30 protein-coding genes are annotated in these 22,784 nt (G+C 68.1%); 24 read left to right on the top strand and 6 right to left on the bottom strand.

Going from position 1 to position 22,784, the window contains the following annotated elements:
• Positions 1-14 precede the first annotated feature (14 nt).
• The 24 genes from ACTIEZ_RS13745 (at position 15) to ACTIEZ_RS13860 (ending at position 17,622) form a co-directional block, all read left to right on the top strand.
• Entirely contained in the window at positions 15-1,139 is a 1,125-nt protein-coding gene (locus ACTIEZ_RS13745) for a phage portal protein (protein WP_439547294.1), read from the top strand.
• Positions 1,136-1,441, top strand: a complete 306-nt coding sequence (locus tag ACTIEZ_RS13750) for a DUF6127 family protein (RefSeq protein ID WP_439547254.1) — start codon at positions 1,136-1,138, stop codon at positions 1,439-1,441. The genes ACTIEZ_RS13745 and ACTIEZ_RS13750 overlap by 4 nt, the downstream gene beginning before the upstream one ends.
• Positions 1,438-1,881 carry an HK97 family phage prohead protease gene (locus ACTIEZ_RS13755; protein ID WP_439547255.1) on the top strand — a complete coding sequence of 148 codons (444 nt, stop codon included), beginning with the start codon at positions 1,438-1,440 and terminating at the stop codon, positions 1,879-1,881. The genes ACTIEZ_RS13750 and ACTIEZ_RS13755 overlap by 4 nt, the downstream gene beginning before the upstream one ends.
• Positions 1,841-2,821, top strand: coding sequence for a phage major capsid protein (locus ACTIEZ_RS13760; RefSeq protein WP_439547256.1), 981 nt, complete (start codon positions 1,841-1,843; stop codon positions 2,819-2,821). Before ACTIEZ_RS13755 ends, ACTIEZ_RS13760 begins: the two co-directional genes overlap by 41 nt.
• A gap of 52 nt (positions 2,822-2,873) precedes the next feature.
• A complete protein-coding gene (locus ACTIEZ_RS13765) occupies positions 2,874-3,329 on the top strand; it encodes a hypothetical protein (protein ID WP_439547257.1) in 456 nt (151 codons plus the stop codon).
• Positions 3,326-3,541 (top strand): hypothetical protein, encoded by a 216-nt coding sequence (locus tag ACTIEZ_RS13770; RefSeq protein ID WP_439547258.1) that lies wholly within the window; start codon positions 3,326-3,328, stop codon positions 3,539-3,541. The genes ACTIEZ_RS13765 and ACTIEZ_RS13770 overlap by 4 nt, the downstream gene beginning before the upstream one ends.
• The gene (locus ACTIEZ_RS13775; RefSeq protein ID WP_439547259.1) at positions 3,541-6,258 is read left to right on the top strand and encodes a hypothetical protein; all 2,718 of its coding nucleotides are present in this window, start codon (positions 3,541-3,543) and stop codon (positions 6,256-6,258) included. Before ACTIEZ_RS13770 ends, ACTIEZ_RS13775 begins: the two co-directional genes overlap by 1 nt.
• 12 nt (positions 6,259-6,270) lie before the next feature.
• Complete coding sequence (locus ACTIEZ_RS13780) at positions 6,271-6,459, top strand: hypothetical protein (RefSeq protein ID WP_439547260.1); 189 nt, start codon at positions 6,271-6,273, stop codon at positions 6,457-6,459.
• Between the two features lie 24 nt (positions 6,460-6,483).
• The gene (locus tag ACTIEZ_RS13785) at positions 6,484-6,852 is read left to right on the top strand and encodes a hypothetical protein (protein WP_439547261.1); all 369 of its coding nucleotides are present in this window, start codon (positions 6,484-6,486) and stop codon (positions 6,850-6,852) included.
• 27 nt (positions 6,853-6,879) lie between these two features.
• Complete coding sequence (locus ACTIEZ_RS13790) at positions 6,880-7,155, top strand: phage fiber-tail adaptor protein (protein WP_439547262.1); 276 nt, start codon at positions 6,880-6,882, stop codon at positions 7,153-7,155.
• Entirely contained in the window at positions 7,155-7,676 is a 522-nt protein-coding gene (locus tag ACTIEZ_RS13795; RefSeq protein ID WP_439547263.1) for a head-tail connector protein, read from the top strand. The genes ACTIEZ_RS13790 and ACTIEZ_RS13795 overlap by 1 nt, the downstream gene beginning before the upstream one ends.
• A 2-nt stretch (positions 7,677-7,678) precedes the next feature.
• Positions 7,679-8,008, top strand: a complete 330-nt coding sequence (locus tag ACTIEZ_RS13800) for a phage head completion protein (protein WP_439547264.1) — start codon at positions 7,679-7,681, stop codon at positions 8,006-8,008.
• Complete coding sequence (locus ACTIEZ_RS13805; protein WP_439547265.1) at positions 8,005-8,235, top strand: hypothetical protein; 231 nt, start codon at positions 8,005-8,007, stop codon at positions 8,233-8,235. Before ACTIEZ_RS13800 ends, ACTIEZ_RS13805 begins: the two co-directional genes overlap by 4 nt.
• Entirely contained in the window at positions 8,232-8,615 is a 384-nt protein-coding gene (gp17, locus tag ACTIEZ_RS13810) for a tail completion protein gp17 (protein ID WP_439547266.1), read from the top strand. Before ACTIEZ_RS13805 ends, gp17 begins: the two co-directional genes overlap by 4 nt.
• 10 nt (positions 8,616-8,625) lie before the next feature.
• The gene (locus ACTIEZ_RS13815; protein WP_439547267.1) at positions 8,626-9,033 is read left to right on the top strand and encodes a phage major tail protein, TP901-1 family; all 408 of its coding nucleotides are present in this window, start codon (positions 8,626-8,628) and stop codon (positions 9,031-9,033) included.
• Positions 9,030-9,329 (top strand): GTA-gp10 family protein, encoded by a 300-nt coding sequence (locus ACTIEZ_RS13820; protein ID WP_439547268.1) that lies wholly within the window; start codon positions 9,030-9,032, stop codon positions 9,327-9,329. Before ACTIEZ_RS13815 ends, ACTIEZ_RS13820 begins: the two co-directional genes overlap by 4 nt.
• On the top strand, positions 9,326-9,514 hold the full coding sequence (locus tag ACTIEZ_RS13825; RefSeq protein WP_439547269.1) for a phage tail assembly chaperone: 189 nt from the start codon (positions 9,326-9,328) through the stop codon (positions 9,512-9,514). The genes ACTIEZ_RS13820 and ACTIEZ_RS13825 overlap by 4 nt, the downstream gene beginning before the upstream one ends.
• Positions 9,507-10,043: a tail tape measure protein gene (locus ACTIEZ_RS13830; protein WP_439547270.1), complete on the top strand. Its 537-nt coding sequence runs from the start codon at positions 9,507-9,509 to the stop codon at positions 10,041-10,043. The genes ACTIEZ_RS13825 and ACTIEZ_RS13830 overlap by 8 nt, the downstream gene beginning before the upstream one ends.
• Complete coding sequence (locus tag ACTIEZ_RS13835; protein ID WP_439547295.1) at positions 10,043-12,376, top strand: DUF2460 domain-containing protein; 2,334 nt, start codon at positions 10,043-10,045, stop codon at positions 12,374-12,376. Before ACTIEZ_RS13830 ends, ACTIEZ_RS13835 begins: the two co-directional genes overlap by 1 nt.
• A 1-nt stretch (position 12,377) precedes the next feature.
• Complete coding sequence (locus ACTIEZ_RS13840) at positions 12,378-13,178, top strand: DUF2163 domain-containing protein (RefSeq protein WP_439547271.1); 801 nt, start codon at positions 12,378-12,380, stop codon at positions 13,176-13,178.
• An 11-nt stretch (positions 13,179-13,189) separates the two neighbouring features.
• Positions 13,190-13,603: an NlpC/P60 family protein gene (locus tag ACTIEZ_RS13845; RefSeq protein ID WP_439547272.1), complete on the top strand. Its 414-nt coding sequence runs from the start codon at positions 13,190-13,192 to the stop codon at positions 13,601-13,603.
• A gap of 69 nt (positions 13,604-13,672) precedes the next feature.
• Positions 13,673-15,808, top strand: coding sequence for a phage tail protein (locus ACTIEZ_RS13850; RefSeq protein WP_439547273.1), 2,136 nt, complete (start codon positions 13,673-13,675; stop codon positions 15,806-15,808).
• A gap of 13 nt (positions 15,809-15,821) precedes the next feature.
• The gene (locus ACTIEZ_RS13855) at positions 15,822-16,274 is read left to right on the top strand and encodes a DUF2793 domain-containing protein (protein ID WP_439547274.1); all 453 of its coding nucleotides are present in this window, start codon (positions 15,822-15,824) and stop codon (positions 16,272-16,274) included.
• A 145-nt stretch (positions 16,275-16,419) separates the two neighbouring features.
• Complete coding sequence (locus ACTIEZ_RS13860; RefSeq protein WP_439547275.1) at positions 16,420-17,622, top strand: OmpA family protein; 1,203 nt, start codon at positions 16,420-16,422, stop codon at positions 17,620-17,622.
• A gap of 143 nt (positions 17,623-17,765) precedes the next feature.
• Here the strand turns inward: ACTIEZ_RS13860 and ACTIEZ_RS13865 are convergent, their stop codons facing one another.
• From ACTIEZ_RS13865 to ACTIEZ_RS13890, 6 genes are all read right to left on the bottom strand, one after another.
• Entirely contained in the window at positions 17,766-18,500 is a 735-nt protein-coding gene (locus ACTIEZ_RS13865) for a hypothetical protein (RefSeq protein ID WP_439547276.1), read from the bottom strand.
• 66 nt (positions 18,501-18,566) lie between these two features.
• The gene (locus tag ACTIEZ_RS13870; protein ID WP_439547277.1) at positions 18,567-18,866 is read right to left on the bottom strand and encodes an SCP2 sterol-binding domain-containing protein; all 300 of its coding nucleotides are present in this window, start codon (positions 18,864-18,866) and stop codon (positions 18,567-18,569) included.
• A 78-nt stretch (positions 18,867-18,944) separates the two neighbouring features.
• The gene (locus ACTIEZ_RS13875; RefSeq protein WP_439547278.1) at positions 18,945-19,289 is read right to left on the bottom strand and encodes a hypothetical protein; all 345 of its coding nucleotides are present in this window, start codon (positions 19,287-19,289) and stop codon (positions 18,945-18,947) included.
• A 24-nt stretch (positions 19,290-19,313) separates the two neighbouring features.
• The gene (gene lipB, locus ACTIEZ_RS13880) at positions 19,314-19,946 is read right to left on the bottom strand and encodes a lipoyl(octanoyl) transferase LipB (protein WP_439547279.1); all 633 of its coding nucleotides are present in this window, start codon (positions 19,944-19,946) and stop codon (positions 19,314-19,316) included.
• Entirely contained in the window at positions 19,943-21,079 is a 1,137-nt protein-coding gene (locus ACTIEZ_RS13885) for an epoxide hydrolase family protein (RefSeq protein ID WP_439547280.1), read from the bottom strand. The genes lipB and ACTIEZ_RS13885 overlap by 4 nt, the downstream gene beginning before the upstream one ends.
• Complete coding sequence (locus ACTIEZ_RS13890) at positions 21,076-22,713, bottom strand: GMC family oxidoreductase (RefSeq protein WP_439547281.1); 1,638 nt, start codon at positions 22,711-22,713, stop codon at positions 21,076-21,078. Before ACTIEZ_RS13890 ends, ACTIEZ_RS13885 begins: the two co-directional genes overlap by 4 nt.
• Between the last annotated feature and the right edge of the window lie 71 nt (positions 22,714-22,784).

Consider the following 22,784-nt stretch of genomic DNA (forward strand, 5'->3'; position numbering starts at 1 on the left):
GTTAGGTCATGCGATTGCCGTTCTTGCGGACGAAGGCGGACGCGCGGGGTTCGGGGCCGCCCGCGGCACGGATTCCGGTCTGGGCGACACCAGTTGGTGATGGTGGCGGTTATGCCGGGCAGGTGCGTGCGGCGTTCCTGGCCAATCCGGTGGCGTCGCGGGCCATCCGCCTTGTGGCGGAAGGCGCAGGCGGGGCGCCGATCACCAGCAATCCGGCCGGGCATCCGGCGCTGGCGTTGCTGGCGAGTTGTGGTTTTGGTGCGTCGGGGCCGGGGTTGATCGAGACACTGTCCGGACATTTGTTGTTGCACGGCAATGCCTATGTCGATGTGGCGGTGGGCGATGATGGCCTGCCGGCGGCGCTGTTTGCGCTGCGCCCGGAACGGGTGAGTGTGGAGGTGGACGCCAACGGTTGGCCGGCGGCGCATGTCTATCGCGCCGGGGGTGCGGTGCGGCGCTATCCGGTCGGGACCGGTGGCGGCTTGCTGCATGTGCGCAGTTTTCATCCGCTCGATGATCATCATGGCGCGGGCTGCCTGGCGCCGGCGGCGGCTGCGGTGGCGGTGCACAATGCGGCGACACGCTGGAATCAGGCACTGCTTGATAATGCGGCGCGGCCCAGCGGCGCGCTGGTGTACCAACCTGGTGATGGATCGACGCTGAGTCCGGCGCAATATGATCGGCTGCGCGCCGAAATGGAGGCGGCGTTCAGCGGTGCGGCCAACGCCGGCCGGCCGATGCTGCTCGAAGGCGGGCTGAGCTGGCAGGCGTTGAGCCTGTCGCCGGCGGAGATGGATTTTGCCGGTATGCGCGAGGCGGCGGCGCGCGACATCGCGCTGGCGCTGGGGGTGCCGCCGCTGCTGCTCGGGCTGAAGGGCGACAACACCTACGCCAATTATCGCGAGGCCAATGTCGCGCTGTGGCGGCTGACGTTGCTGCCGCTGCTGAGCCGCGTGCTGGGCGCGCTGGCGGCCCACCTTGCCTGGTGGTGGCCGGGCCTGTGCCTGGGTGTGGACCGCGATGCCATCCCGGCGCTGGCCGAGGATCGGGAACGGCTGTGGGCCAGCGTGACCGCGGCTGATTTCCTGGAAGCATCGGAAAAGCGGCGAATATTGGGTTTGCAAGGAGAGGCGGCATGACCGGAATCCTGGAAGGGCTGGTGGCACAGGCCGAGGCCCAGGGCGCGGCGCGGGTGACGTTGCAGGCAATCATCGAGGAGGCGGCTGAAACCGGCGCGGCGCGGGCGCTGCGCAGCATCGGGTTGATGGATGACGGTGCCGGCAGCGACATCAGGGAGCTGCGCCAGTTGGTGCAGGGCTGGCGCGATGTGAAATCGTCGGCGCTGAAGAGCTTTGTCGGCTGGTTGGTGCGCACGCTGGTGGTGCTGCTGCTGGCCGGTCTGGCGTTCAAGCTGGGCCTGCTGCGCGGGACGCAGCCATGAACAGCTTGCGGGTGGCGGGCTATGCCAGCGTGTTCGATGTGGCCGATCGCGGCGGCGATGTGGTGGCGCCTGGCGCCTTTGCCGGGGCGGCGGCGCCGCTGCCGTTGCTGTGGCAGCACAAGCCCGAGGAACCGATTGGGTTCGTGGAGGCGTTGGCCGAGGATGGGCGTGGCTTGCGCGTCACGGCGCGGATCGTGGCGCAGGGCCGCGGGGCGGAGGCCGCAGCGCTGGTGAAGGCCGGTGCGATCACGGGGTTGAGCTTTGGCTATCGGGTGAAGGCCGCCAGCCCGGCAAGGACGGGTCGGCGGCTGGAGCGGCTGGAGCTGGTTGAAGTGTCGCTGGTGACCTTCCCGATGCAGCGGGAGGCGCGGGTGCTGGGTTGGCAAGAGGAGAACGAGGATGCTGGAACTGAAATCCGAGAATCTGTCCGCAGTGTTTGATGCGGCCGAAACCATCACGCGGCCGGCGCTGGAGGCCAAGGCCGCGACCGTGGGCACGCCTGCCAAGGGCGGGCTGGCGGTGCCCCAGGAAATCGATGCGGTGATCGGGCGGGTACTGGCGGCGTCCTCGCCGATCCGCGCCATTGCCCAGGTGGTTGAGGTGGGATCGGCCAATTATCGCCGGCTGTTCACCACCAGCGGCGTGGTGTCGGGCTGGGTGGCGGAAACCGCAGCGCGGCCCGAAACCGAGACGCCGGACTTTGCCGAAATCGCGCCGCCGATGGGCGAGCTTTACGCCAATCCGGCCGCCAGCCAGGCGATGCTGGACGATGCGGCCTTCGATGTGGAGGCCTGGCTGGGCGAGGAAATCGGCCGCGAATTTGCCCGCGCCGAAGGTGTGGCTTTTGTGAACGGCGATGGCGTGAACAAGCCGCGCGGGTTTCTGAATGGGCCGGTGGCCGCCACGGGCGACGCCACCCGCGCGTTCGGCACGCTGCAAGTTGTGGCATCCGGCGCAGCGGGTGATTTCGCGGCGGCCAGCCCGCAGGATCGGCTGATCGATCTGGTGCATGCGCTGGCCAGCCCCTATCGCCAGGGGGCGGTGTGGGTGATGAACAGCGCCACGCTGGCGCGCATCCGCAAGTTCAAGACCAGCGACGGCGCCTTCATCTGGCAGCCGGGCCTGGGGCCAGACCAGCCGCAGACGCTGCTCGGCTATCGCGTCGTCGAGGTCGATGCGATGCCCGACATTGCTGCGGACAGCCTTTCGATCGGCTTCGGCAATTTCGAGGCGGGGTATCTGATCGCGCAGCGGGCGGAAACCACCGTGCTTAAGGACCCCTACAGCAACAAGCCCTATGTGCATTTCTATGCAACGCGGCGCGTGGGTGGGGCGGTGCTCGACAGCCGCGCCATCAAGCTGATGCGCTTTTCCGCCTGATCTGACCCTCGGGGGCCGGCGATCAGGCCGGCCCCAATGCGAAAGACCCAACATGGCTGATAATGTGACGGCGCCGGCGATTGGCCTGGCGTTTGCGACCGATGAAGTGGCCGGTGTGCATTGGCCTTATGCCAAGCTGGCGTTCGGCGGCGATGGCAGCGCGGTGGTGCTGGCCGATGCCGATGGCGCGCGGCTGCCGGTGGCGCTGCCGGCGGTGGCGACAACGACGCGCGCCTATGATTGGCCGGCGGGGCAGCGGCTGACGACGGCCGGGGCGGCGGCGGTGCGCAGCACGGCCATCGCGGCAGCCGAAGTGCTGCTGCATGCGTCGGCGCGCGGTTTCGTGGCGGTGGGCGATGCGGCGGTGGTGGCCAGTGTTGGTGCTGGCTCCATCCCGATGGAAGCCGGCGAAAAATTCCATCTGCGCCTGACCAGTGGGCAGCATGTGTCCTTCATCCGCGACGGGGCGGCGGATGCCAGCCTGACCGTCATGCCGGTGGCGCCATGATCGGCGCTGTCGGTCGTGTCGGCCGGCTGGGCCTGTTTGGCGGCGCCATCCGCCGGGTGGTGCGCAGCGCAGATTTCACATTGTCGAACGCCAGTGTCGCCACGATCTGGGGCACTGTCGAGGTCGGCAATCTTGTGCCGAGTGACGCGCCTGCGGGCGCCTATTTCGTAATCGTCGGCGAACCTGCCGGCCTGGCAGTGGTGAACGGCTGATGGCTATTCGTGTCGCAACGCAGGGCGCAACGCAGTTGCAGTTGCCGGCCGGGATCACCAAGCCGGCCAATTTCCTGACCGGGCGCAGCATCGGCGGTGCTGACGGGCAGATCATGGGCTATTGGCAGGCGTTCATGGTCCGCCTGCCCAACAGCGGGTGGCAGACCGGCAATTTCCGCCGCTTCCTGCTGGGCGGTGCCGTCTATGGCGCGACGCCCGGCCTGATCACCGAAGCAACCACTGGCACCAGTGTTGGTGTGAATGGCGTCTGGCTGGGGCAGGACAACACCGAAAGCGCCAACCTGTCGGGTGCTGCGCTGCGTCTGCGCCCGCGCGTGCTGTGGCGCGGCAATGATCAGTTGCTGGGCTATGCCTGGCCCTATGCGGCGGCCAGCATCAACGAAACCGACTTCACCAATCTGACCCAGCTTACCACGGGTGCCGCCTGGCTCATGCTGTCGGGTGTCACCAACACCGCCGCGCAGGGCGACACGCCGGTGTGGCGCGGTTGGGCGGCCAACTGCCTGATCGGGCCGGATGGTGTCGTGTCGAGCGATATCACCAGCACCGGGCCACAGAACAACACCTGGCTGGAGGCCACGACCGGTTCCGTGCTGATGCGGCAGGTGTTTCTGGCTCAGGCCAGCGGCGGCAGCATCGCGCTGAACAGCATCGTCGGCACTGAGATCGAGCATATCGCGCTGTGCCAGGGCGATTTCCCGTGGAATACGGCGACCGACCGTCCGCACCACGATGCCATTGCCGCCCTGGCCGGCGTGACCGGTGCGACTCCGCTCAACTATGCCGGCCTGGTGGCCGCGCAGAACGCCGGCAGCTTGCCTTATGCCAATTGCCGGCAGGGCAAGGGTGATCTGACCCACCATTGGCCGCTGGCCGATCTGACCCCGGCGGGCCTGACCAGCACCGGCAGCGCCACGCCTGCGACCTTCGAACAGGTGAACTACAACAGCCTGTCGAACGGGCTGGCGGCTGAAGCGACTCTGGCCCCGCTGCACTGGCAGGGCGGTGCCCCGGCAATCACGGCGCCTGCTGTCAAGTTTCAGGGCGGGCGCGGGACATTGCCATTCACCATCGGTGGCACCTATCAGGCCGGCACCACCGCGCTGGAGCGGCGCTGGGAAGTGGAAGCCACCGGCAACGCTGTGCCCGGCTTTGATTGGGAAGCCGTGGACGTGATCGGCAGCGGCACCTGGCAGACCACCGACACGCTGCCGATCGGCGGCCCCTACACGCTGCGCGTGCGCGATAGCGCCGATACCGGCCGCGCTGTCGCGATGACCGGGATGCTGGTCGGCACCGTCATGCTGGCCCATGGTCAATCCGGCATGGCGCAGGCGCTGCGCACCGGCGACAACGTGCTGGGGATCGCCGTGGATGCCGGTGCCATCGGCGTGTATCTGACCGCCAGCAACGACGCGGGCGGTGCCAGCTATGTCAAGCCGGTGCCCGTCACCTATGCGATGAACGGCGGCGCCACGCCGCCCATCGCCAGCCATGGCAGCATCTTGTTGCTCAACGAGTGGAACGCCCACAACCCCGGCCACCCGCTGCTGATCGCCAACATGGCCATCGGCGGGCGATCGATGGATGAATGGACCGCCGACAGCGCCTGGGGGCAATGGACCTTCCTGGGCAATGTCGGCGAACCGGGCGTGGCCGGGCCGGATGGTGTTGGCCACACCGGGCATTTTGCCTGGATGATGCGCGGCTATACCGATTGCCACGCGATCATGTGGACGCCGGGCATGTCGAGCGTGCAGGCCACCCGCAACGCCTATGCCGCCGCCATCGATGCTCGATTCGATGCCAGCCCGAACGCGCCGTGGCTGGTGATGCCGCCGTGGCGGGGCCACCGCAGCGCGCCGGAAAACTCGGCGACGGTGGGCAAGCGTGCGCAGCATGTCGATTTCGTCGCCGAACGCGGGGTCCGCGGCATCCTTGGTCCCTATTGGCCGGATATCGTGATGGACGGCAACCCGCAGCCGGCCGACACCACCGCGCAAGGCAGCCTGCACAGCGCCTATCACAGCGACGCCTCTGCCGGTGGCGGCGGCAGCCCGGTAAGCGATCAGAACCAGGTCGGCCAGGGCCGGCTTGGGCGCGGTATCGGCCGGGCGCTGGCGTGGGCGTTTGACCGCACGGTGAAGGCCATCGGCCCGCGCGTGGTCGGCGCCTGGTTCCGCGATGCCGGCCGCACGGTGATCGAGGTCGAGATTGGCCGCGCGGTGCGCACATTGAACGGCGCGGCGATCAGCGAGCAGTTCTGGGTGAGCAGCGACGGCGGCACCAATTTCATCAAGACGGGTTTCACAGTGGCACTGGATGCCACCGGCGCCCGTGCGGTGCTGACCAGCACGGGCGGGGCATGGCCGGAAACGACGACTCGCGTGGATTACGCCCGCGCCTGGCCGTTCGGCCCGGCCGACGGCGATCTGGATGAGACCCTGACCGAACGCAAGCTGGATGGGCTGTTGTATGACGATCAGGTGTATCGCGGCGGCGTGAACCTGGCGACGCCGGCCGGCAATCCGCTGGCCAGCGCGAACGGGAACGGCGTGGCGGTGACGGCGCGCGGCGCAGCGAAGCTGCTGGCCACCGAACGCTGGGCCGGCACGCGCAACGTGACCGTGCGCATGATGGCCGCCGACGGCGTGACGGTGCTTGCCGAAAAGACCCTGGCCGTAACGGGAAGCTGAGAGGACAGGCGCATGATCCTGACGCACTTCCTGGTGCTGCTGTCGGCCCCGGCCGTGGTGGCGCCGGTGGCGGTGTTGCCGCAGCCGGCGACGCTGCCGATCGGCGACGCCGGCGCGGTGGTCGTGGTGCCGCGCGCCCTGGCATTGCTGCCGGCGTTGGCGGTGCGGGCGGTGCCGGTGCTGGCGGTGCGCGGCGACTGATATTTCATTTTCGGGAGAGGGATGATGGCGCGATTTGCGGGCCAGCCGGTGCTCGATGCCGGGCTGGATGTGCTGGCCAGTGCCGATCGGTTGCTGGTGCTGGCCGGGGCGCCAGCGGATTTTGCCGCGGCGGTGGCGGCGCCTCTGGCGGAGGCGGTGTTGGCGCCGACGGATTTCGGCAAGGCGGATGCTGATGGTGGCGGCCGGACGCTGGCGGTGGCGGCGCGCGCCGGGCTGGTGGCGCTGGGTTCGGGCACGGCCGATCATGTCGCGCTGGTGGATGGGGCGGGGGAACGGCTGCTCTATGTCACGCCCTGTCCACCGCAGCCGGTGCTGCAAGGCGGAGCCGTGAGCGTGGCGGCGTGGACGGTGACGGCGGCGGCGCCGGTGTAACGGCAACAGCTGAGGAAGGTGCCCGACATGACCTTGTTTCTGAAGGATCCCGGCGCGGTGGTGGACCATGTCGTCGATTGGGACGCGGGCTATCTGAATGGCCGCGCCATCGTCGCTTCGGCGTGGAGTGTGGAGCCCGACGCCGGCCTGACGCTGGCCAATCCGCGCCGGGCGGGCGGGCGCACCGCGATCAGCCTGGGCGGCGGCACGGCCGGGCAGGTCTGCCGGGTGACCAACCTTGTGACGCTGGACGACGGCAGCCGTGATGAACGCACGTTGCTGGTGCGGGTGGAGGAGCGGTGATGGTGGAGCTGGAACCGGGGCCGCTGGTGGTGGGCCTATCCGAGTGCAAGGCGGCGCTGCGGCTGGATCGTGATGACGAGGATGCAGCGATTGCCGGCCATATTCGTGCTGCCATGGGCCTGTGCGAGGCGTTCATCGGCCAGTGGCTGATCGTGCGGGAGGGTGAAAAGGCGCTGGTGGGGGATCTGGCCTGGCAGCGGTTGCTGGCCAGCCCATGCGTGGCGATTTCGGGAGTGTTTGTTGGCGGCGATGCGTTGCCGGACGGTGATTGGCAGGGCGATATTGCCGCCGATGGCACCGGCTGGGTCCGGCTGGTGCGTGTGCCTGATGGCCGGGCAGTGGTGCGGTTTCGCGCCGGGCTGGGTGCCGATTGGAACGGCGTGCCAGAGCCGCTGCGCGCCGGGATCGTGCGGCTGGTCAGCCATTTGTTCAGCCATCGCGATGCCGCCGATGCCGGCCCGCCGCCGGCCGCGGTGGCGGCGCTGTGGCGGCCGTGGCGGCGCATGCGGCTGGGGGGTTGAGCATGAGCGAAGTGGCGGGCCGCCTGAGCGAGGCGGTGGTGATCGAGCGCTGGCAGGCGGCGCGCGATGCGGCTGGCGATGATGTGGGTTCGTGGGTGGTGCTGGGGCGCGCCCATGCCGAATTGCGGCCGGACGGCGCACTGGCGGCGGCGGTGGGCGGCGCGGCCGCGCGGCAGGTGCGGCGCTGGCGGGTGGTGCTGCGGGATCGCGGCGATCTGGGGCTTGAGGTGCGGCTGCGCTGGCGCGGGGTGGCCCTCGCGGTACTGGCGGTGGCCCGCGATCCGGCGGCGCCGGGGCTGGTGACCTTTCTGTGTGAGGGGCGCGGCCCATGATGGGCGCGGCGCTTGCGGTGCTGCTACGGCGGCGCGTGGATCGGCTGGCGGCGGCAGCGGTGGCGCGGCTGGGCCGCCAGGTGGCGCAGCGCTGGGAGCGGCAGGGTGTTGTGACGCACAGCGATGACACGGTGCGGCTGCTGGGGCCGGGGGTGCTGCTGCGGCGGCGGGGCAGCCGGGATGCCTTGGCGGACGCTGATTTGTTGTGGCCGGGAGGTGAAGCATGAGCGCGAGCCTGGCGGTGCAATCCTTGGTGGTAGCGGCACTGGCCGATCTGCCCGGCCTGACCGGCGTGTATGATGGTCCGCCGGCTGACGCGGTGGCGCCCTATGCGGTGATTGGGCCGGATCTGGTGACCGATTGGAGCAGCAAGACCGAGACCGGCCATGCCGTGCGCCTGGTGGTGACGATCTGGGATGATCGCCACGGCGCGGCGCGGCTGCGCGCTCTGCTGGGCGCGGCCGAGGTGCGGCTGCGGGCGTTGGCGGGCGTGCGGGACGGCGCGCGCATCGTGGTGGTGCAGTTGCTGCGGTCCGGTGTGGGCGCGGCGCAGGATGGCTGGCGGCCGGGGAGCATCGAAATCCGGGTGTTGACGCACGAACAATAGGAGCAAGATCATGGCGATGGAAAAGGGCGCGGCCTTCCTGTTGAAGGTCGGCAATGGCGCGGTGCCGCCGGCGTTCACCACGGTGGCGGGCTTGCGCACCACGCAATTGACGTTGGCCACCGAGAGCGTGGTGGTGACCAACCAGGGCTCGGGCGGCTGGCGCGAATTGCTGTCTGGGGCGGGGGTGCGGTCGGTGTCGCTGTCGGGATCGGGGGTGTTCACCGGATCGGCGGCCGAAGCGCGGGTGAAGGCCAGTGCGCTGGCCGGTGTGATCGATGATTATCAGGTGCAGTTCGAAAGCGGCGAGACGATCAGCGGGCGATTCCAGATCGGCCGGCTGGATTACGCCGGTGATTTCAATGGTGAGCGCACCTACAGCCTGGCGCTGGAGAGCAGCGGGCCGGTGGTGGCGGCATGATGGCCAATGCCGTGCGGGGCGAAGCGGAACTGATGATCGGTGGCGAGCGGCTGGTGCTGCGGCCGACGTTCGCAGCGCTGGTGGCGGCCGAGGCCGAGCTGGGGCCGTTGTTTGCCCTGTGTGAGCGGGCGGCGGCCGGGCAGTTGACGCTGGCCGAGCTGGTCGGCTTGTTCTGGCATTGCCTGGTGGAGCGGCGCGAGCGGGCGGAATTTGCCGAAGCGCTGGTGGCAGGCGGGCTGGTGCATGCGACGCCGGCGCTGCGCGTGCTGCTGGGCCAGATATTGGCGGGCAAATGACATTTGCCGATGCGGCGCGGCGGGCTGCGCATGTCGCGGCGGCCGTGCTGGGCTGGCGGCCGGGCGAGTTCTGGGCGGCGACGCCCGCGGAGCTGTTGACCGCGCTGGGGCTGGATACGGCACCGGCCGCGCCGGCCGATGCCGCGAAGCTTGCGGCCTTGATGGAGGCATTTCCCGATGGATGAGGTGGACGAGCTGGTGGTGAAGCTGCGCGCCGACACCGGCGGCTTTCTGGCCGGGGTGGGGGAGGTGCAGCGCACGCTGGATGGCCCGTTGGCGGCCGGGCTGGAGCGGGCAGGCGCGGGGCTCAGTCGTTCGCTGGGGCGGGCGCTGGCGGATGGCAAATTGGGGTTTGACGATCTGCGGCGCATTGCGGTGTCGGCGCTGGGCGATATCGCGAGCCAGGCGCTGCGGCTTGATCTGCGGTCGCTGTTCGGTGGCGGTGGCGGCGTGATCGGCGGGCTGCTCGGTTTGCCGGGGCGCGCCACCGGCGGATCGGTGAGCGCCGGGCGCGCCTATATGGTTGGCGAACGTGGCCCGGAAGTGTTTGTGCCCACTGCGGCGGGGCGGGTGGAGGCCAATGGCGCCGGTGCGCGGCCGGTGAACATCACTGTGAATGTTGCGGCGCCGCGCGAGGCCAGCGCGGCGGTGATGCAGCAGACCGGCAACCAGGTGGCGCGCGCCGTCGCCCGCGCGCTGGAGCGGGCGCGATGATGCGCTGGTGGCTGGCCGACGCCGACGACAGGCAAGCGACGCGGCATGTGCGGCGGTTCGATCCGCGCTGGTGGCTGGTGGATTTTCCGCGGCCGATGATGGCCAGCGTGGTGACGGAAGGCGCAGAGTCGGTGGTGGTGCGGCTGGAATTTCAGCGGCGCAATGATCTCGCCGGGCTGATCTGGGAATCGGCGGACCGCTGGAGCCACCGGCTGTGCGCTTTGGAAGAACGGCGCGACTATCGCGGGCTGTTGTGGCGGTTTCGCTGGCAGGCGAGCGGCGATGTGCTGGCGCTGGATGTGCTGAACGGCCCGGTGCTGACCATCGAGGGGCGGGACGCGGCGGGCAGCCCGCGTACCTGGTATGTGCGGCTGTGGAACTATGCGGTCGGCACGCCGATGGATGCCGAAATTGCGCTGGATTTCGATGCGCTGGTTGGCGGATTTCTGCTGCCAGCCGAGGCCGATCCGGTGTGGGCTGGCGATATCGACCGCATGTTCATCAGCCTGGTGCCGCCGGGCTATACAGGTGCCGACACGCCATTGCTGGCGGTGGCGCAGGCGGAGGTGCGGCTGACGACCTTGTTGCTGGAGGGCGACGGCGCCGTGCTGCGCGCCGGGCGGCCGGCGCTGCCGCCGCATGACTGGCGGCTGTGCACCGCCTATGACGACAGTTACAACCAGACGCCGGAGCGCATCCTGGAGCAGGCGCTGCTGCTCGGCTGGCGGGGGGCGATCACCCACTATCTGGGCATGAGCCATTTCATGGCGCTGCTGCCGGAAGGGGATGATTATCTGGTCGATCCGGCGCGGCCCTTTTGTGGCCCGGCGCAGGCCTGGCATGCGGATTTTCTGGCGCGGGCGCAGGCCTTGGGCTTTGCGCCGATCCTGTCGCTGTCGATGGAGTTGTTCGCCGCGCATTGCCCGGCCGATTGGGCGCAGCGCGATGTGGATGGGGCGATGGGCCTGACCGGCTGGGTGCCGCCGTCGGCGCTGCTGTCGCCGTGCCATCCGGGAGCGCAGGCCTGGTTGCAGGCCGTGGTCGCTGCCGCGATGGCGCTGGTGCCGGCCGGCATGGCGCCGGCATTTCAGGTGGGGGAGCCGTGGTGGTGGGTCGGGCCGGATGCGCGGCCTTGCCTTTATGATTCGGCGACGGTGGCGCGCTGGACTGGCGAAACCGGGCTGCCGCCGCCGCCGATGGCCGATATTCGGGGCGCCAAATCGCCGGCCGAGCAGGCGTATCTCGATTGGTGCGGCGCGCGGCTGGCCGAGGCCACGGCCGGGATGGTGGCGGCGGCGCGGGCAGCGGCGCCGGATGTGCGCACGCATCTGCTGTTCTATGCGCCGCAGGTGTTGCTGTATGACCGGCCCGATCTGGCGCGCGCCAATCTGCCGGCTGCCTGGGCCTGGCCGGCCTATGATGTGTTACAGTTGGAGGATTACACCTTCGTCACTAGCGCCAACCAGGCCGGGCAGGCGCGGGCGCGCGCAGCGGTTGATGCGCTTCTGGGTTATCCGTTGGCCCAGCAACATTATCTGGCGGGTTTTGTGCTGAATGCCGAAGATGCAGCCGCGCAATGGCCGCTGATTGCCACGGCGGCCGCGCAGTCGCCGGCGGCCGAACGCTTCATCTGGGCCTGGCCGCAGGTGGCGCGCGACGGCTTCACCCCCTTCATGCTTGTTGATGGAGACGATGCCATGCCGGCGTTTCACGATGTGCGCTTCCCGCTGCATTTGGGCTATGGCGCCGCCGGCGGCCCGGCCTTTTCCACGCAGGTGGTGGTGACGGGTTCGGGCGCCGAGCAGCGTAACGCCGAATGGGCCGATGCGCGGTTGGAATATGATGCCGGGCTGGGCGTGCGGTCAGAAGCCGATCTGGCGCAATTGCTGGCGTTTTTCCGGGCGCGGCGCGGGCAGGCGCATGGCTTTCGGTTTCTCGATCCGCTCGACAATAGTTCGGCGATGGCGGGCGAGCCGGCGGCGACGGATCAGCCGCTGGGGGTGGGCGATGGCAGCACCACCCGTTTTGCGCTGGTGAAGCTGTATGGCGATGATGGCCTTGCCGATGATCCGCCGCAGCGTCGGCGAATCACAAGGCCGTGGCCGGAAACGGTGCTGGTGGCGGTGAACGGCGTGGCGCAGTCCGGCTGGACGCTAGGTGAGGCTGGCCACATCGATTTTGCCACACCACCGCCGCCGGGCGCGCTGGTCACGGCCGGCTATCGCTTTGATGTGCCGGTGCGCTTCGCCAGTGACCGTATCGCGGTGTCGATCGCCGGCTGGCAGGCCGGCGAGCTGCCTGGCGTGCCGCTCATTGAAATCCGCGAGGATTGAGATGCTGAGCGATGATCTCACTCATCTGGCGCTGTGCTGGCGGCTGGTGCGCCGCGATGGCGCGGCGCTGGGCTTCACCAGCCATGATGCGGCGTTGTTGGTGGATGGCCTGATCCATCTGGCGCGGCCGGGGATGACGCCGTCGGCGGTCGTGCTCGGCGACGGGCTGGAGGCCAACGACATGGAAGTGGCCGGGGCGCTGTCGGCCGGGGCGTTGACGGCGAGCGATCTGCTGGCCGGGCGCTGGGATGGCGCACGGGTGGAATTGTTCCTGGTCGATTGGCGCGTGCCGGACGCTGGCCGCCATGTGCTGGCCAGCGGCACGCTGGGCGAGGTGGCGGTGGGTGACGGGGCGGACGCCAGTTTTACCGCCGAGCTGCTCGGGCCTGGCGCAGCGCTGGCGGCAAGCGCGGTCGAGCTGTGTTCGCCGGAATGCCGCGCCGAACTGGGTGATGCGCGCTGCCGGGTCAGCCTGCGCGGCCGCGAACCGATCTTGTTGTTGGCCGAGGCCGAACCGGATCGGGTGCGCGCCGATGGCATCACGGCGGCGGATTTTGCGCAGGGGTCGCTGCTGGTGCTGGATGGGCCGCAGGCCGGGCTGGAGCGGCGGCTGATTGCCGAGGATGACGGCTGGCTGCTGTTCGATGAGCCGTTGGCGCTGGCGGCGGGCACGCGGGTGCAGGTGCAGGAGGGGTGTGACAAGCGTTTTGCCACCTGCCGCGACCGCTTTGGCAACGCCGCCAATTTCCGCGGCGAACCGCAGGTGCCGGGCGCGGACCTGCTGACGCGGTATCAGTTCTGATGCGCGCGGCGGTGAAACTTTCGCGGCGCCGGCGGGCGGCGCTGGCGGCGGCGCGTGCGGGCATCGGCACGCGGTTTCGGCCGCAGGGGCGGGTGCCGGGGCTGGGCCTTGATTGTGTCGGCGTGGTGCTGCTGGCGGCGGCCGGGGCCGGCGTGACGCTGCCGGCGCTGCCGGTTTATGCGCTGGGCGGCGATCATGGCGCGTTGCTGGCCGACACCGTGCGGGCGTTGCGCCTGCGCCGGGTGCGGCGCGCCAAGCCCGGGGACATCATCGTGTTTCGGCTGGCGGCCGGGCATCGCCACATGGGCGTGCTCAGCGATGTCGGGATCATTCATGCCCATGCCGGCCTGGGGCTGGTGGTGGAGGGGCCGGTGCCGGGTGATTGGCCGGTGGCGGCGGTGTGGGGGCTGCCGGGGGTGCGGTGACGCGGCGGTTTCGAAGCGTGGGTGATGGGCCGCGGCGTTCGCCGGGGTGACGGGAAAGGGTGGAGCAACATGGCCAGTCTGGTGCTCGGCGTGGTCGGGCGGGCGGTGCTGGGCCCGTTTGGCGGCATCGTCGGTACGCTGCTCGGCGGTGCCATCGATCGCAGCCTGGCGGGTGGCCGGCGCAGTGCGGGGCGGCAGGCGGTGCCCGAAGTGCAGGCGGCCAGCTATGGTGAGCCGATCCCGGTGGTGCGTGGCCGCATGCGGCTGGCCGGCAATGTCATCTGGGCAGCGCCGATCCGCGAAACGGCGACGCCCGGCGGCGGCAAGCGGGGCGGGGGTGGCGGGATCAGCTATTCGGCGAGCTTTGCCGTGCTGCTGGCGCGCGGGCCAGTGCAGGCCATCGGCCGGGTATGGGCCGACGGCAAATTGCTGCGCGATGGCGCTGGCGAGTGGCTGCAACCGGTGACGATGCGGCTGCTGCCCGGCAGCGAGCGGCAAGCGCCGGACCCGTTGATTGCCGCGGCCGAAGGCGCCGCTCCGGCATTTCGCGGCCTGGCGGTGGCTGTGTTCGAGGATCTGCCGCTGGCCGAATTCGGCAATCGCCTGCCCAATCTGGCGTTCGAAGTGATTGCCGATGCGCAGCCTGTTGATCTGGGCAGCGCGATCACGGCGGTGGCGGCGCAGGTGGATGTGGCGTTGCCGGTGCGCGGGCGCTTTCCGGTGGTCGATGGCCTTTATCTCGGCCGGTCCGGGCCGTTGGCCGATGCGATTGCGCCCGCGGTACAGGCGGCCGGTGCAGTGCTGGCGGCTGGCACCGCGCTGGTCGGTCCGGGGCTGCCGGTGCTGTCGATTGCGGCAGGCGATGCTGCCAATGCGCGGGCGAATGGCGGTGAGGCGGTTCGCGATCGGCATTTTCGGGCCGCCAGCCACACGGCCGCCGATGCAGTCGAGCTGGGCTATTTCGATGAGAGCCGCGACTATCAACCTGGCCTGCAGCGCGCCCGGCTGCGCAGCGGCGCTCGGGTGGACAATGTGGCATTGCCGCTGGTGCTGTCGGCGGTGGCGGCCAAGGCGCTGTGCCAGGATCGGTTGCTGCGGCTGGCGGCGGCGCGTCAGCGCCGGACGCTGCATCTGCCGTGGCGCTTTCTGGGCTTGCGGCCCGGCGATGTGCTGCGGCTGGATGGCAGCGATTGGCAATTGCGCGAGCTGCGCTTTGCCGGGTTCGTGCTGACACTGGAACTGGCACGGGTGCCGGGCGCGGCGGCGCCGTTGCTGGCCAGCGATGCTGGTCGCGGGCTGGATCATGGCGATCGGGCGGCCGGGCCGACGACCTTACTGGCGCTCGATCTGCCGCCGTTGCCAGGGGAGCTGCCGGCGGGGCCGCGGCTGTGGCTGGGTGGCGCCGGTGCCAGTGCCGGCTGGCGGCGTGCAGACGTGGTGGTGAGCGTGGATGCCGGCATCAGTTGGCAGCGGGTCGGCAATCTGGGGGCGACCGTGCTGGGCCAGGCGGTGACCGTGCTGGCGCCGGCGCTGGCGGCCGGCTGGGATCGCCTTGGCCAGGTCGAGGTCGAACTGCTGAACGATGCGATGTGGTTGGAAAGCCGGCCGGAAGCCTCGGTGCTGGCCGGGGCCAATCTGGCGCTGCTCGGTGACGAGTTGATCCAGTTCAGCAGCGTGCAGGCCATCGCGCCGCGGCGGTTTCGGCTGGCGGGCTTGCTGCGCGGCCGGCGGGGGACCGAGTGGGCGGTGGCCGGGCATGTGGCCGGCGAGCGATTCGTGTTGATCGATGGCGGCGCCTTGCTCCGCCTGGATGTGCCGCTGGAACTGCTGGGGCAGACGATCCTGCTGCGGGCGGCCGGGGTTGGCGATGTGGGGGTGCCTGCGCAGCCGGCGATGGTGGGCGGTGCCGGGCTGCAGCCGTTGGCGCCGGTGCATCTGGGTTGTGTGCGTCGCGATGGGCAGTTGCAGTTCGGGTGGATCGCGCAGAGCCGCGCCGGCTTTGGCTGGCCGGATGGGGGCGACGTGCCGGTGGGCGAGGCGCGAATCGCCTTCCGGGTACGCTTGCGCGATGCGATCGGTACCGTGGCCGAAGCAGAGGTGAGCGAACCGGTCTGGGCCTTTCCGGAGCGGCCGGGGCCGTTGTGGCTGGATGTTGCGCAACTGGGCAGCATGCCGGGCCGCACCGCAAGCCTGGCAATAGACTGAAGAGGAGAGGGATATGCCGGAAACTCCGCGCCTGGCGCTGCCGTTGCTGGCAGCCGGGCAAAGCCAGAAGGATGTGACCCACAATGATGCGCTGCTGGCGATTGATCGGCTGGTGACGCTGGCGGTGGAGTCGCGTGGCGTGACGGCACCACCGGTGAGCCCGAACACCGGGGCGGTGTGGATCGTGCCGGCCGATGGTGCCGCGGATTGGGAGCAGGCGGCAGGCACGTTGATGCACTGGTTGGGCAATGGCTGGCTGGCGCAGACGCCGCGCAGCGGCCAGATGGCCATGGTCGTGGATGAAGCGGTTTTGCTTGTTTATGCCGGTGGCTGGCATCTGGTGCGGCATCTGGCAGCGCCAGCCGCATTTGCCATGCCCAGTGGCGGCGTCACGGTTGACAGTGAAGCACGGATGGCAATTGTTGGATTGGTCACGGTGCTGCAGCAACAAGGCTTGCTGGTGTGAAGCGCCGGTAAATGGTTGCATTTTCCCCGACTACCTGTGGCAGCGCAGCAACAGAGCCGGACAATACGTGCTTGCGCCCGGGCAATACGCTAGGGTAGAGATTGCTGGATGCCAGTGTTTGACTGGCCACACAAAGGGGAAGACGATGCGCAAATTTGCGATCGGCCTGGCCCTCGCTGCAACTGCGCTCTCGAGCGCAGCCGTGGCGAAGGACAAGGCTTGGTATATTGGTCTGGAAGCGGGCGTTGGCCTGCTGGAGAATCAGGACCTCAACATTTCGACGGCCAACCGCGCAGCGACCGTCAACAACGCCATCAAGCAGGTGTATTTCCCCGGCTTCGATGCTGGTGGTAACATCGGTTATGATTTCGGCGGCTTCCGGACCGAATTCGCGCTCAACTACCTGCGCTTCAACAACCGCACCAACAATGTGAACGCGGTTACCCCGCCGATCAATTACACCAATCAGAACGGCACTGGTCTGCTTGGCTCGCCGCCGCTTGGTCAGTACCGGGATTCCGGTGGCTCCGCGAGCGCGCTGGCCTTCATGCTGAACGGCCTCGTCGATTTCGGCGGCAAGGACAAGGCGGCTGGCGGTTATGTTGGTGCCGGTGCCGGTATAGCGCGCGTGACCACCTTTGGTCGCATCCGCGAACCCGGCCGTGTGTTCGTTGACGATGCCGATACCGCATTTGCCTGGAATATCCTGGCCGGCGTGTACAAGCCGATCAGCGACCATGTCGATATCGGTCTGAAATATCGTTATCTGAACGTGACCAATGTCGATGCGTTCACCAACAATGGCCTGCCGATCGATACCCGCTTCCGCAGCCACAGCGTGCTGTTCACGCTGACCTATAATTTCTTCCAGGCTGAGGCTGCGCCGCCACCACCGCCGCCACCGCCGCCGCCGGTAGCTGCGGCCCCGCCGCCACCGCCGCCGCCGTTGCCGCCGTGTCCGCCGGCTGCCGTGACACCGGGTCCGTTCCTGGTGTTCTTCGATTGGGATCGTTCGACGATCACGGCCGAAGCTGCTGCGATCCTGGATCGTGCTGCCGAGCAGTATATGGCCACAGGCCAGACCCGCGTTGTGCTTGCCGGCCACGCCGACAAGTCCGGTCCGGACGATTACAACCTGAAGCTGTCGCAGCGCCGCGCTGATGCCGTGAAGGCCTATCTGGCCGGCAAGGGTGTGGGTAGCGACGCGATCGCCACCGAAGCCTTTGGTGAAGGTCGTCCGCTCGTTGATACCGCCGATGGCGTGCGCGAACCGCAGAACCGTCGTGTGGAAATCACCTTCAGCGGTGCCATGGCGCCAGCGCCGACCGGTCCCTGCCAGCCGCAGTAAGCAGCCGACAGGCACGAAAAATCGGGGGCGTCGCGGGCAATCGCGGCGCCCCCTTTTTCGTGCCTGCACCGGTTTGTGGGCTCACGTAAAAATGGCCGCCCCCTGGCGGGAGCGGCCTTTGTTCTTTCAGGCTGGGTTTGGCTTCAGTTGCGGCCGGCTGTTGCCTCGTCCACGAATGTTTCCGCAATGACGAAATCCGGGAAGGGTTGCGGCGGCGGCACCACCAGCCCCGCGGCCGGCGGCACCAACGCCAACGCCGCACGCAATACCGGCACCATGGTCTCGGCCACCTGGGCCATGCTGCCGACCTCTGCCAGGCGCAGCGCCGCCCCGGCCTGACCGGCGGCCCAACAGAAATTATACTGGGCATCAAGGGTCGAAAAACTGTTGTAGCTGCGCGTGTTGTAGCGATCGAAGCCCGCCGCGCTGCCGGCTTTCATGGTGCGCTGGAAATGGCCGAGCATCATATTCTGTGCCGCAACCAATTCTGCGCCATGCTTGCGCAGCATCTGGTTGTAATTGTCGACGCTGCGCAGAAATGGCGAATATTGGCATTGCAAGGCAGCCACGTTCAGCGCGGCGCGGAGCATCCATACGGCGTGGGCGCGGGCTTCGACCGGTGTCGGTCTCACCAACACGATGGCCTTTGGCACCATGATGCCTGGCGTGGTCGGCACTTCCGGCGTGGCGACAACTGGTTTCGGTGCTGGTTTCGGTGCTGGCTTTGGCACAGGCCTCGGCGCTGGTTTGACGGCAGGTTTCGGGGCGATCTTGGCCGCCGGCCGCGGGGTTGGTTTGGGCGGCACCGGAGCCGCTTCGGCAGCACCTGCCAGTACCAGGCTGATGCCAGCCGACCACAGCGAGAATCTATACTTCATCAAAATTTCCGATGTGGGGGAAATGCCACCGGGCCGCACCCATGGGCCGACCCGGCGGCGTGCGAATCAGCCCAGGATGCTGCCGAGCGACATGGCGACCGACATGTCGCCTTCGATCTTCAGCTTGCCCATCATGAACGCCATCTGGGCATTCTGCTTGCCGGTGGCGATTTCCATGAAATCGGCCATGGTCACCTTGATGGTGCAGGCAGTGGGGCCGTCTTCGTTGCTCACAACGACCGGGCTCACCGTGTCGTCGATGCGCACCAAGCCATCGCTGCCGAAATCAAACTTCACCGACTTCTTGAATTGGCCACCATCGCCCATGCGGGTGGTCATCTGTTCGGTAATCTGTTCCAGGCTCATTTGTTATCCTTTGCAAAGAAAAAGGGCCGCCCCGGCTGGGACGGCCCTTCCTAAAGCAATTTGCCAAAAAAGGCGAAATTACTGAGCTTCAGCCGGCGGCGCGTCGGTGGCCGGAGCCATCGCATCGGCCGGGGCCATCGCGTCAGCAGCCGGTTCAGCTTCGGTGGTGGCGGCGTCGGGCGCCATGGCTTCTTCAGCCGGAGCTTCGGTGGTGGCCGGAGCGGCTTCTTCAGCCTTCTTTTCGCCGCAAGCAACGACGAGCAGAGCGGCGCCGGCAATGATGGAGGCAGTCTTCAGCTTTTCGACGATGTTCATGTTTAAAACTCCTTGGACGGTGTCGCCTGAACCCAGGACGAGTTGGGTCGGCACGGCCTTAATCCCCCAACTGAGGTATGCATTAGCGATGCCGAAGAAATCCTGCAAGAGTGACGTTCGTTCATGCAAGGGTCATGCGACGAGCCGTGCCAGCATTGCCGGCAGCATGCACCACATCGCCTCGTCTAGGGCATCCATATCAGCCTGACAACCGTAGGCGGCCAGGCTGGTGACCGGTTCGGCAAGGCCGCAGGGCACGATCCCGCCGAAATCAGCCATTTGCGGTGAAACGTTGATGGAAATGCCGTGCAGGGACACCCAGCGCTGCACGCGCACGCCGATGGCGGCGATCTTGGCGGGGCCGGCGGACGTATCCACCCACACGCCGATCTTGCCGGCAATGGCGCGCGCCGGCACCCCCAGATCGGCGAGTACGTCAATTATCCACCGCTCCAGCGCGGCGACGTAGCAGCGCACATCGCGGCCCCGCGCTGCCAGATCGAGCATGACATAGGCCACGCGCTGACCGGGACCGTGGTAGGTGTAGCGACCGCCGCGACCCGCCGCGAACACCGGATAGCGCGTGGGATCAAGCAGTTCGGCCGGATCAGCGCTGGTACCGGCGGTGTAGAGCGGTGGGTGTTCCACCAGCCAGATCCGTTCCGATTCGGTGCCGCCACGGATACCGGCGGCGATGGCCTGCATGCGGGCCAGCGCCGCCGGATAGTCGGTCAGGCCCGGCGATACCTCCCAGACCGGGTTCACAGGCCGGCAGCGAAGGCGCGCAGATCGGCCAGAAACAGCTCTGGCTCTTCCAGGCTGGCGAAATGGCCGCCGCGCGGCATCGTCGTCCAATGCGCGACATTATAGCCACGCTCGACCATGGCGCGCGGCGGAAAGGCGAGCAGGTCGCGCGGGAAGGCGGCGACGCCGGTGGGCACCGTCACGCGGCTGCCGGCCGGCATCGCAAAGCCGCCTTCCAGGAACATGCCGCGATAGATCCACGTCGCGGTGAGGAAGCTGCGCGTGGTCAGGTAGATCATGATGTTGGTGAGCAACTGGTCCATGGTGAACGGCGGATCGGTGTAATCGCCGGTCACGTCGCTCCAGCCGACGAACTTCTCGGCAAACCAGGCAGCGACGCCCATGGGGGAATCCATCATCGCAAAGCCCAGGCTCTGCGGTTTGGTGCCCTGCAATTGCAGATAGGCGGTTTCGGTGTCGCGCACCGCCACGGCCTTGCCCAGCCAGGCAGCTTCTTCGGGGGTTTTTGGCGCCATGTCGGCGGGGCGCAGGCCGAAGCCGTTGAGGTGGATGGCATCCACCCGTGCCGAATCGAGGCCGATCCAGCCGCCGATCACGCAGCCCCAATCGCCGCCCTGATAGAGGTAGCGATCATAACCCAGCGCCGGCATCAGCGCGTCATAACGGCGGGCGACTTCGCGCGGGCCGATCGGGGCTGATGGCCGGTCTGACCAGGCATAGCCGGGCAGCGATGGCGCCACGACATGGAAGGCCGGCGCCGTGGGGTCTTCCGGTTCGGCCAGCCGTTCGATGATGGCGTCGAACTCCAGGATAGAGCCTGGCCAGCCATGCGCGATCAGCAGGGGGCGCGCGTCTGCCCGGCTCGATCGCAGATGCACGGCATGGAGGTGGAACGGCTGACCGCCGTCTTCGCACACCGGCACCCGCACGTGCGGCAGGCGATTGAGATGCGCGACGGCGGCGGGCCAATCAAAGCGCTCCAGCCAGTGCGCCTGCAATCGCTGCATGTAATCGCGGTTGGCGCCGTGCTTCCAGCCGGCATTCGGCGGTTCTTCGAACCAACGATAGGCTGCGACGCGGTCGCGCACCCATGCGGCTTCGGTTTCGTGCAACGGGATGGTGAACGGGCTCATGCGGCGAGACCCAGCTTGCGTTCCAGCCTGGTGCGGGCCGCGATGATGTCGGCGGCCTTTTCGGCGATCATGATGGTGGGCGCGTTGGTGTTGCCCGACACCAGGAACGGCATCACGCTGGCATCGATCACCCGCAGCCCCTCCACGCCGTTGACGCGGAGCTGGCCGTCGACAACGGCGGTGTCGTCCACGCCCATCCGGCAGGTGCCGACCGGGTGATAGATGGTCTCCGCCCAGCCGCGCAGCTTGGCCAGCAGCGCGTCGCGGGTGGTCACGTCGGGCCCCGGCCAGTACTCGCCGGCATTATAGGCGGCCAGCGCCGGCTGTCCGCCGATGGCCCTCGCCATCTCGACGCCGCGGGTCAGCGTTTCGACATCTTCGGGCGCGCTCAGATAATTGGGGTCGATGGCCGGGTGGGCCAACGGATCGGGCGACTTCAGCCGGATGGTGCCGCGGCTTTCCGGGCGGAGCTGGCAGACGTGCACCTGATAACCATGGCGGGCGCCCAGCGTGCCGCGGCCATGCGGATTGCCGAGCACCGGCATGAAATGCATCTGGATATCGGGCGCCGCCAGCCCTTCGCGGGTGGAAAGGAACGCGCCCATCGGGGTGGGCATGTGCGCGCCATTGCCGGTGCGCGCCAAGGCCCATTTGCCGAGCGCCAGCATCTTGTTGATGAATTTCGAATTATTGTTCAGCGTGATCGGCTGGGTGCACAGCCACTGCACGATCACATCGAGGTGATCCTGCAGATTGCCGCCCACATCCGGCGCATCCACCACCACGTCGATGCCATGGTCGCGCAAGTGCGCGGCCGGGCCGATGCCCGAAAGCATCAGCAGTTGCGGGCTGTTGACCGCGCCACCGCACAGGATGATCTCGCGTCCCATCGCGCGCTGCTGGCTGCCGGCCTGACTGTAATCCACGCCGACCGCGCGCTTGCCTTCGAAGATCACGCGCTGCGCCTGCACGCCGGTCAGGATGGTCAGGTTCGGCCGCTTGCGCACTTCGGCGGTCAGATAGGCCTTGGCGGCCGAGAAGCGCTCGCCATCCTTGATGGTGGCATCATATTGGCCAACGCCTTCGAACTGCGGCCCGTTGAAATCATCGGTGCGGGGGTATCCGGCCTGCACGCCGGCTTCGACAAAGGCCGCGTTCAGCGTGTGCGGCAGCGCGCCCTTGCGGCTGGTGTGCAAGGGGCCGCCGACCCCATGAAATTCATCCGATCCACGCTCGCTGTCTTCGGCCTTGCGGAAATAGGGCAGCACATCGTCCCAGCCCCAGCCGGTCAGGCCAAGTTGTGACCAGCGGTTATAGTCGCTGGCATGGCCGCGGATATAGACCATGCCGTTGATCGACGACGACCCGCCCAGCGCCCGCCCACGCGGCCAATAGAGCGGGCGGTTGTCGAGATGCTGCTGCGGCTCGGTCCAGAAACCCCAATCATAGGGGCTGGTCTTTTCCGGCGGAATGATCTGGGCAATGCCGGCTGGCATCTGGATCAGCATGTTGTTGTCGTTGCCGCCGGCCTCCAGCAGTGCGACGCGGGTGCCGGCATCGGCCGACAGGCGATTGGCCAGCGCACAACCGGCAGAGCCAGCGCCGACGATGATGAAATCATAAGGTTCGCCCATGGCGAAAACTCCCAGTGTTACGGTGCGCTACGCTATCCCGGCTCGGGGTGCTGCGCAAACCGGCAGCTTGG

The organism is Sandarakinorhabdus sp. (genome assembly GCF_051860625.1).
GTDB lineage: Bacteria > Pseudomonadota > Alphaproteobacteria > Sphingomonadales > Sphingomonadaceae > Sandarakinorhabdus.